Raw genomic sequence first — 9,841 nt, forward strand, 5'->3', positions numbered from 1 at the left:
GTTTTATTTTGCTTGTGCATTCCTGGTGTTGTTATTGCAATATCCAGATTAATCTATTTTTTATTACCTCAAAACTCTGACGTATTAAAAAAGAGATTTAGTCGCTTTGCAGTAGTCCAAACCTTAATTATGGTTTTTGTAATGAGCTTTGCCGGGGCGGTATTATCTACTCGCACGGGTTTGAATGCCCCTGTTCTGGAGGCTATTCTAGCAGGCAAAGCAAATATCTCATCAATTCAGTCTATTTTATTACCTACCTTTTTATATGCGTTCGGTGGCTTAATTATTTTTTGCCTGTTTTATTACGGTGTAGTTGCTTCTATTCTTGATGAGCAAAGTTTTCTCGCCATGAAAAAAATGCGATCAGCTATAGGGCTTGATGGTTGTGTTTTATACGGTGGTGTGGTTGAAGAGGTTATAGTCCGCTGGGGCTTATTGAATGTAGTGGTTTTTTTTGCGTTGATGTTTGCAAAACAGATCAATAATACCATCATAGTCTTATCAATCTTTGTGAGTGGTTTGTTGTTCGTCATAGGGCAGATTCCTGCCTATGTTGCTGCTGGATGTATTTCAAGCCGTCGCTTTTTGTATTCTTTTGTACTGCTTAGCCTGTTTCAGTCATTACTTTTTGGTTTTTTATTTTGGCAATATGGGTTAGTTGCCGCAATTCTGGGACACATGCTTTTTCATATCGGCTGGGGTTATTATGACAAAGTTTAGTCATCTGGTTTGATTCCTGCATTATTGTGTACTTTGAGTGATGCTGGCATTTTTTTATATTTTCCGCAGTGTTCCTTATTATTTCATTATGATCTTTATTATGCGTTCCCGCGCAGGTGAGAAACCATTTTTCAAGTTACTTCCTAACTTTGTCAATGGATTCCCCATGCGAGGGAACGACACAATTGAAGCCAGTATTTTCAATATAATACCCCCCTGTTGGTTGTGCACAAATATGCCAGGATTCCTCAGCGATGTGCTAATGCACGCTGCAGTTTATAGAGACTTCTTTGGTTTTTAGAGGGCTCACCTTGTTGCTCTTTTTTTTCTTTTTTTGATAATTAATGGAAATTTTGAAAAACGAGTCTATTATTTGTTTCACTGTCTTCTGTTTGTTGCCTTTGTTTTTGTTATGAACATATATCTGATGTAATAAAGTGTAAAAAAAGTGTAAAGAACTTGTTGCTTAATGATGCCTTAATTTTGAGCATTTATCCTGTGACTAACTTTTATTATCGTTAAAGGTTGATGTATGGCAGATACCAATTTAAGTAGTGAATTCGCATCTTTAGTAAAAGAATTGCAGAATAAACCCGAAGATCCTGTTTTAAAGCAGGAAGTTTTTAGTCGTCTGCCCGAGATGAAAATATTGGCTGAGAAAAATCCTATGGATTTATTCCGTTTTGCTCAAATCTATTCACCAACCTCCCCACAGTATAAGAATATGATGCGACAGGCTGCTGGTGGTGGTTGTACCAATGCTATGTTGTCTATGGCGGAATTATTAGTGAAATCAGGCTTTCCTGCGGATCTGAAAACAGCGGCACATTATCTTAACATGATAGAACGCTCTAATGATTCTTATATGATAAAGCAGAGCAAACAATTATTATCCTCTAACCCTGAACTTGCTGCAGAGATGAGAGGTCCTGTTAAATCTGAACCATATAATCCTAAAATCAGATTCTTCTCTAACCTCTCAGAAGGCAAAGCAGAGAACAAGACGGAACATCAGTTGGAACATCAGCAAGCTGTTCCTATGTGATTGTATCCTTAAAATCTTACGTGCCGTGGTGGTGTGTCCATGGCACGCGCACCAGACGCGAGGGTAGGGCTTGGTATAACATTCCTGGCTGTCATTATCATCTGGATTGTGAAACAATTATAAACCCCATCTTCTCGTGACTTTTTCATGCATACCGAGTTTATTTATTTGCCTATAGAGCAATTACATGCTGGCCAATATCAACCCAGACAGGATTTTAATGCAGATACGTTGCATGAGTTAGCACAGTCCATTGCGTCTCAAGGTTTGATTGAACCTTTGGTTGTCCGTTCCATTGCCAAAAATCGTTATGAAATTATTGCAGGGGAGCGTCGTTGGCGAGCTGCAAGAATAGCCGGCTTACAAGAGGTTCCATGCCTTCTTGGCGAATACACTGATAAACAAGCGTGCGCGCTTACTCTCATTGAGAACATTCAGCGTCAGGATTTGAATCTTATTGAAGAGGCAACCGGGTATCGACGTTTAATCGATGAATTTCATTACCATCAAGATGAAATTGCGCTTTTGATCGGTAAGTCGCGCAGCCACATAGCTAACATTTTACGCCTCCTTACTTTAACAGAATCAGTTAAAAATATGATTCGAGATAAGTCTTTATCTTTGGGACATGCTCGGGTTCTTGTTGGTTTAACTCCAAATCAACAGACACATTTTGCTGAGCAAATTATTGAGGAACAATGGTCTGTCCGTCAGTTGGAGCAATCGATAAAATTATTGAAACAACAGAACTTGGATAGTCCTAAAAATGCACGCAGCGATAGAGACATTGAGCGATTACAAACTATTTTGGCAGAGCAGGTTGGCGCTCCTGTACAAATTATAAACGATACTGCGGAAGGTGGGTGGTTAAAAGTAAAATTTTTTGATAATGATACTCTTGCAGGGCTTTTGGAGCGCCTGGGCTTACGATATGATTAGAGTATTGGATTTCCATCCCCTGATATATCGAGAAAACCAGGGGTTTTGACCTTTTATGCCCGATGCCGTAGGCCACTGATATAGTACATCATATTAATTAGCTACAGGTTTTTTGGGGAGCATTTCAATAAGTCCGGTAAAACTACTACTGCACTGAGGTATCGCAGGTTATTGAGAAGTTGCCTTAATGGGATTTATTTTACTCTTATTTTTAAGGAATCTAAATTGATGAAAAGGACGTTAACTGGCGTATGCTTGTGGGCAATTGGCTCGATAACATCTGCTGCCGGTTTGCAAAGTGGTGTGGATCAACTGATCAACCGATTGAATCCGAAAGTCAATCTTGGAATTGTCGTCTACGATTTAACCTCTGGTTCGACATTATACAAGCGTAATGCTGACCGTTTGTATATTCCTGCCAGTAACATGAAGTTATTTTCAGAGGCTGCCACCTTAATGGCTCTTGGTTCTGATTATCGTTTCAAAAACCAACTCAGTACCAATGCTGGGCAGTTAACTCAAGGTGTTCTGCATGGAAATCTCTACATCCGTCTAAGTGGCGATCCGTCTTTTTCCCGTGACGATTTAAACACCTTATTAAGAGCACTTAAAGAATGGAACATTACTGCAATTCAGGGAAATGTCATCATTGACAGCAGCCTGGCAGGGGTAACGGCTTATCCTCCGGGTTGGTTAACTTCTGATTTGGCCTACAGTTATGGTGCTCCGATTGCTCCTCTTATGCTCGATTCTAATCGATTGACAGTGACGGTTAACCCTGGAGCAAAAGTTGGAGCTCCTGCACTTGTTGAAGTGGATGACGGGGGAGGAGCCATTGTTTTAAATAACCAGGCCACTACCAAAGCCAATGAAAAAGAGTGCGGGGTTGGCTTTTCCCTGGATCAAGAAAATAATCTGGCAGTACGTGGCTGTGTCGGTCTGGGACAATGGGCTGTACAGCAACGTCTGGCAATAAAAAACCCTTTGATGTACGCGCAGGGAATGATCAAGAGTGATTTAGCGAAAGCAAATATTCAATTAAATGGTCAAGTGCAGTTAGGCAAGACACCGGCGGGAGCTTTATTGATAGCGACGCAATATTCAAAACCAATTTCTCAATTGATGGCGGATACTTTAAAACCATCAGATAACCTTTATGCTGATAGTCTTTATTTACATACGGCTGCTAAAATTCATGGGGCTCCGCTTAACTGGAATGAAGCTCAGCCTGTAGTTAAGAAGTTTTTGGAACAACAAACCGGTATTGATTTTAAAAATGCGATATTTACCGATGGTTCTGGTTTATCACGTTATAATCTGGTGACTCCGGAACAAACTATAGAATTATTAAAATTCCTCTATCAACGTTTTTCTTTATCCTATGAATACATCGTTGCCTTACCTATAGCTGGACGGGATGGCACTTTGCAAAAGCGATTTAAGGAACCAGGGCAACAAGGTTTTGTTCGAGCAAAAACAGGTACTATGACTGGAATGAATAGTCTGTCTGGTTATTTGTATACTGTGAATGGCCATACTCTGGCATTTGCTATGTATATTAATCGATTGCCTGGAACGTCTGCAGGCCCCGGAAGACCTGTGCTTGATGCTTTGACCACTTATTTCTTAAAACAAAGCCCTGGTACTAATGCATTAGCCAGAGTATTTGCGCCCCATAACCGTGTTAAACTTCAGGCGAATGCTACCCAGGCTGAAGTACAGCGCAGCCGCCTGGCTAAATGGAGACGCCTGGAGTCAGGAGTAAAGCTGGCACTGAAAGGTCAGTCAGTGGATGTGATTTATCGGGGCAATGAATTAATTATTAATGATAATCAGTCTGATGCGAACAAGGTGTGGTCTGCTTTACAAGCAATCAGTAAAAAATATTCTTTTGCAGTTGCTTTGGCTGCTAATTCTTTAAGTTTTACTCCTCAGGGAAAACCAATGATGTTATGGATGCAAAAGTCGCCTGCGTCTGATCAGGCACAAAGAACCTGGATCATCAGAGAGGCCCTATAAAATTTAAACATGCACCAGTTTATTAAGCTGGTGCACTTCTTATTCCTGAGTAAGGAGGAATCCAATTGCATTGCCTGTTTAAAGTGTGTTTTCTGGTTCTGTGCCTTATTCACCCGGTTTGTTCCGCACCAAGGTTTTTAACTGTTTCTGATATTCATTATGGCTCTGACAATATTGAAGGCGATGGCCAGGATACTGGGACTGAATTTTTAAATACTACGCTTAATCGCATCAAAGAATTGAGTATGGATGCGGACTTTATTCTTTATCTGGGCGATCTCCCTACTCATTCATTATTTGTAAGCGCCAAGAAAGAGCAATTTGAACAAACTGTATTTCAGGGGTTGTATAAAGCCGACCAAGGCTTAAAACCGATGTTTTATATTACCGGAAATAATGACTCTTTGTCTGGGAACTATCAACCATTTGAAACTCATGGCAAATCCCCTTTAAATTTTGCTACAGATTGGAATGGAGCTTGCGCCCATTGTGATGGCTTACTCATCGAAGGCAGCCATATGCGTCGTGATGGTTATTATTCAAGCTATGTGATTCCAAAGAATAAAGACATTATCTTATTCGCTCTTAATACGGTTCAGTGGACCAAGACACCATTTTATGCTCCTCGATACCCAAATCAACAAAGAGATGCGTATACACAGCTCTTTTGGCTCGAATATCAGTTGAAAACCAATAAGGCAAAACAATTATTAATTGCAATGCATGTTCCTCCTGGAGATGCATACAACGGATCGCCTTTATGGCGGAAAGCTTATTTAAAATATTTTATTCAATTATTAAATAAATACCATCATCGTTACGGCCAAATCACATTGCTTGCCTCACATACTCATATGGATGAATTTCGAAAAATTCATCTAAAGGATGGTACTGACATTTATGATTATTCAACCCCTGGCATCAGTCGTATTCATAACAATAACCCGGGAATGAAATTATTTACTCTGGATAAAAATATGAAGGTTAAAGATTTTATTACTTATTACACTACCAGCTTAACCGATTGGGGAGCCGAACATTACCATGCTTTAGGCGTTCCTGATGCGATTTTCCCCTCCTGTCATAACGTTGATTTGGCTCAATGCCTTAGTATTTATAGTGAAGAACAAGTCTGTGATTTTATGGAAAAAGGTTTATTCTATGGCGTTAAAAGTCCGCGGATTCCTAATCAAAACTGTTTAAAAACGTATTTGATTAATGAAAAATAGTAAGATTAAGAGAACAACTCAGGTCGATAGGTTCAACCTGAGTTGATTGAGTATTACGCGGTAGCTGTATCTGGATTCGGATCTTCATGTTCACTGGGAAGGTTACGGATTCGTTGTGCTTCTACAACCAGTACTTTGAAATAATCATAAGACATATAGAAATCACCTTTATCACCGTATTGCTCACCCCATGAGTTACGTAAGGTAAATAGCCCTTTGTGCGGACGTCCCTGATCATCAATGGCAACTGCATTATCATCGTATCCCGTGATGACCATTTCATGACCACCAAAATCTGGATTTAGATAAATATCACGTGCTATTTCAGGAGTAAGCACCCAGGTATCAAATTTGGAATTGCGAGTACCGACAGCCCCCATAGTTCCTAAATCAAAGTCTAATAACAGAACAGCAAAGGTAACTCTATCTTGCTCATTCAAGGCTGTTTTAATGTCATTAATGGTTTTATTCGTATCAGTACGAGACAACAGCGCCTGATAGACATCCAGAATTGGTGAGAAAAGAACTGATTTTTCATTAAGATCTTCACTTAACTCATGGAATTTTTCCAGCGGCATTGCTGTTTCGGGGCTGGGTTGTTCATTTTGAGGGTATTCAGTTAGACCGCCACAACCTATAGCTTGTTGCTTTTCTTTACTCACTATCCCGAAATGCTCCATTTGGCTTAATACTATTCGTCCAAAAGAACCATCCCAACCACTTGGAGCGTAGCCATTTTTTTCCAGGTACATACCTAATTGTAGTTGGCATAATTGACTGATGTAATCGCCCTTATTTAACGCTGCATCAATTGCCGCAGTGGCTGCAAAAGTAACACAGGTACCAAAACTTCCCTGATTTAATACCGGAACGCCATTCATGCCAAGTTCTATTCTTTTAGGCAAATGTGAGGGGGAGCTCAAGGTATAGGTTTTGTTAATGGTTGCGCTGCTTCTTTTATTCAGGGTCTGGATTGCATTATCAGATAATTGTAGTTTTAACAATTTGATGTTTTGTTGTTCTGGTTTCGCATTCAATGAGTGAGTGTGAGGTGCTTTCAGGGTCTGAGTTATTGTGCCAACTATTTGTAAATCCTGAGCAAAAATATTAGTACTGAATGCCAGAGATAACAAAAACAACTTCGATGTTCGCATTTATAAAGTCTCCGAAATGAGTATAAACTTAAATAGCGGAGCAATAATACCTCATGATCTAAAAATGGTCAATATTGACTTTTTATGTGCATTGGTGTTGCTTGTTTCAAAAGCTGAATATTCTGTTGTTATTGAACGATATTTCAGTATCCCAGCCTTGATTTCTTTACCAATGCTTCGGCTAAACCAAGTGGATGGTGCTATATTATTTAACAAGGAAGCTATTTTTTGCTGATATATTTCTGAGATATCAATCAGAGAAAAGGTTCTCTTAATATTTGTAGGGTATAGTAACGCAATAGTACCTTAATTGGTTAGTGGAGAAATAGATGCGGCACTCATTGTTCTATAGCAAAAATGTCAGTGAATATCCATCTCGGGATAAGAATGACAGAGTTTTCAAGGAATATCGAATCAATGCCACGGCACTAAGCGAAGCAATTATGGCTGTGCCGACGAACGATCTCCAGACTGTATATAGTCAAATGAGTGATTTGTTGCGTGAAACAAACGATGCTCAATTTGGTATTGTATCCAGCCTTGTCGAGGTCCAGGATTCTAATCCCGTTGAATATGAATGGGTACGAGATGCAACACGCTCTTTACCTTTAGCAGAGCGTATGTCCCATAATGCGCCTGTGATTGAGGCTAATAATGCCTTATTACGCTGTCTTTCCAGAGTACGCCCAGTTGATTATGCTATAAATAACAAATACGGTGCTCATAAGCCGGGCCCTGCTTGTCGTGAATTGCTTCAAGTCCATTTTGACCTGTGCACGCGCTCCATACTTACTGTTGCACAAAGTAATAAAAGTGATTCTGAAAAATTAAAGCAAATAGAAAAAATAGAAAACCGGTTTAATTCGTCTGTGGTGAAGGTGCTTCATGAAGCCAATCTAACCCAAGGTTGTTACAGCAAAGAAGATGCAGAGCACTTATTATTCCATTATCGTAATTTATCCAGCTTGCTTGATAATCCATCAAGAGCTATGGTTACTCTGACTTACGATGAGTCTGCTGGTATTTTTCAACGAGAAACACAATATCCTGTTACAGAAAAAACGCCGAAGCAACATAACATTATAAAAGAATTGGCAAAGATTCAGATTCATCCTTTTGATGTTGAAAAAAATGCCCACAACTCCAAAAGCAGTGCGATTCAGGAAGCCGACTCCTTATTTGTTGCGCTTATGGATGAAGATACAACCACCCTTTCTGCCCAAGCCCGGAAAACTCACTTGGTTGGTGCGAAAAATGCGTTTATTGTCAAAAATGAATTGATCCCGCTTGACGAACTGCCAGATACTGACTTAAGCCAAATTCATGCGGAAAAAGAAAATACCTTATGGCTCGCGAGATCCGGTGTACCTGTGTACGTTGGCTCGGGAGAAAATAGTATGCGAGTTAATGAACATACTTCAGAGAATCTGGAACAGATACGGATGGCGGCCGCCAAGCGAACAGGTATGCCAAGTCCCAAATTGCATATTACCTGTCTCAATACTTATTCTCCATTGGAGAATCAAATCAAGATGATAGATAGTCTTTACAAGGCAACCAGGGATATTGGGCATGGTGATGAAATTAGTTATGTCCCAACAAATCTGGAGGGTACATTCAGAGTAATGGATGTTGCTCCTCATCTTCAATTTGCTGCAGGGAAGAGACCATCAGGTTTATTCCCTCTTCAGAGAAAAGACAGGCTTGAGCAGGCCAGTAAAATCGTTTTAGCTGCCGCTGATACTGAATCAACAATAAGCATTGTCCAATGTGCCAGTGGCCAGGATAGAACGGGCACGACCGTTGAAAAAGCAACCCAGTCCTGGATGCATAAGCGATATCTTGCACTGGGTAAAGACCCTGCGTGTATTGACGCAATGAGAGCTTCGGGAGGTAATGCTGCTGAAATAACTACCCATCACATTCATGGATCACCAGGAATGAAAACAGAATCTATGGGCAATAATTTTTTTGGCAACACGACGGCATTTTCCGATGCCGCTTCTGAGCAGTTTTACAGAAAGAGCGCCAATAGCAATAAAAAAAATAAGGTAGACTCTATTGATTTTCTTAACAGGCCGTCTAAAGAAACCAAGAAAGTTTATGAGCAAAACCTTAATGCATTTGAAGAGAGTCTGAATAATTTTGAGGGAACTATTTCTGGAAATCCAAAAAAACAACAGTTCTATATCAGCGCTCTTGATTTATTATCGAGAATAAAAAACATTGGTTTAATTGATAATCCTAATGCTCAAAGCTTTGATGAACTGAATGCGATACTTCCTCATTGTATTTATCTTACTAATAATCATGATAAGACAAATAGCCCGGAGTTTAGAGAAAGCACACGGCGCTTGGCGAGCTTGTCTCATCATGTTTCAGGAAGCTCATCTCCTGTCTGGCAAGCGTTGGGTGCCAGTTTAATTACTTTTGCCTGTGCGGCTTTAATTGTCGCGGGTGTTTTGGCGGCAATTCCCAGTGGTGGAACTAGTTTGTTATTGGCTGTTGCAGGAGCCACAGGATTGAGCCTGGGTACAGCCGCCGCGCTTGGTGCTGGTGTAGTTGCTGCATCTGCAGTATCAGGAGGAGTTGCGCTTAAAGTGGGAAGTGAAAAAGGGCTGGCTCGTTCTATAACTCTTTTTAAATCGTCATTGAATGAGATGAAACAAGAAGGGGATGAACCCCCCAATTTCAGGAAAGTTGTCGCCTCTGAATTAAATTAATTGTGGGAGGCG

The 9,841-nt window shown here is 40.2% G+C and carries 8 protein-coding genes; 7 read left to right on the forward strand and 1 reads right to left on the reverse strand.

Features of this window, described 5'->3' with window-relative positions:
• The 5 genes from Q0495_RS04780 to Q0495_RS04800 all read left to right on the forward strand — a co-directional run.
• Positions 1-720, forward strand: a 720-nt coding sequence (locus tag Q0495_RS04780; protein WP_298623683.1) for a CPBP family glutamic-type intramembrane protease, incomplete at its 5' end; no start/stop codon positions are given.
• 532 nt (positions 721-1,252) lie between these two features.
• Positions 1,253-1,765 carry a type IV secretion protein Dot gene (locus tag Q0495_RS04785; RefSeq protein WP_298623685.1) on the forward strand — a complete coding sequence of 171 codons (513 nt, stop codon included), beginning with the start codon at positions 1,253-1,255 and terminating at the stop codon, positions 1,763-1,765.
• Positions 1,766-1,912: 147 nt separating this feature from the next.
• Positions 1,913-2,704, forward strand: a complete 792-nt coding sequence (locus Q0495_RS04790) for a ParB/RepB/Spo0J family partition protein (RefSeq protein ID WP_298623687.1) — start codon at positions 1,913-1,915, stop codon at positions 2,702-2,704.
• A gap of 228 nt (positions 2,705-2,932) precedes the next feature.
• Positions 2,933-4,723: a D-alanyl-D-alanine carboxypeptidase/D-alanyl-D-alanine-endopeptidase gene (dacB, locus tag Q0495_RS04795; protein WP_298623689.1), complete on the forward strand. Its 1,791-nt coding sequence runs from the start codon at positions 2,933-2,935 to the stop codon at positions 4,721-4,723.
• Positions 4,724-4,788: 65 nt separating this feature from the next.
• Positions 4,789-5,952 carry a metallophosphoesterase gene (locus tag Q0495_RS04800; RefSeq protein ID WP_298623691.1) on the forward strand — a complete coding sequence of 388 codons (1,164 nt, stop codon included), beginning with the start codon at positions 4,789-4,791 and terminating at the stop codon, positions 5,950-5,952.
• A 53-nt stretch (positions 5,953-6,005) separates the two neighbouring features.
• Here Q0495_RS04800 and Q0495_RS04805 read toward each other — a convergent pair whose 3' ends face one another.
• Positions 6,006-7,106 carry a C1 family peptidase gene (locus tag Q0495_RS04805; RefSeq protein WP_298623695.1) on the reverse strand — a complete coding sequence of 367 codons (1,101 nt, stop codon included), beginning with the start codon at positions 7,104-7,106 and terminating at the stop codon, positions 6,006-6,008.
• A gap of 16 nt (positions 7,107-7,122) precedes the next feature.
• On the opposite strand from Q0495_RS04805, the gene Q0495_RS04810 reads away from it, so the two are divergent.
• Positions 7,123-7,341 (forward strand): hypothetical protein, encoded by a 219-nt coding sequence (locus Q0495_RS04810; protein WP_298623697.1) that lies wholly within the window; start codon positions 7,123-7,125, stop codon positions 7,339-7,341.
• Positions 7,342-7,435: 94 nt separating this feature from the next.
• Entirely contained in the window at positions 7,436-9,829 is a 2,394-nt protein-coding gene (locus tag Q0495_RS04815; RefSeq protein ID WP_298623699.1) for a hypothetical protein, read from the forward strand.
• The last annotated feature ends 12 nt before the right edge of the window (positions 9,830-9,841 follow it).

This window comes from uncultured Legionella sp. (assembly GCF_937871865.1).
GTDB lineage: Bacteria > Pseudomonadota > Gammaproteobacteria > Legionellales > Legionellaceae > Legionella.

Bases quoted from the DNA above. Each gene is read 5' to 3' on its own strand.
- Q0495_RS04785 (WP_298623685.1), top strand. From the start codon at position 1,253: ATGGCAGATACCAATTTAAGTAGTGAATTCGCATCTTTAGTAAAAGAA.
- Q0495_RS04815 (WP_298623699.1), top strand. From the start codon at position 7,436: ATGCGGCACTCATTGTTCTATAGCAAAAATGTCAGTGAATATCCATCT.
- dacB (WP_298623689.1), top strand. From the start codon at position 2,933: ATGAAAAGGACGTTAACTGGCGTATGCTTGTGGGCAATTGGCTCGATA.
- Q0495_RS04805 (WP_298623695.1), bottom strand. From the start codon at position 7,106: ATGCGAACATCGAAGTTGTTTTTGTTATCTCTGGCATTCAGTACTAAT.
- Q0495_RS04810 (WP_298623697.1), top strand. From the start codon at position 7,123: ATGAGTATAAACTTAAATAGCGGAGCAATAATACCTCATGATCTAAAA.
- Q0495_RS04790 (WP_298623687.1), top strand. From the start codon at position 1,913: ATGCATACCGAGTTTATTTATTTGCCTATAGAGCAATTACATGCTGGC.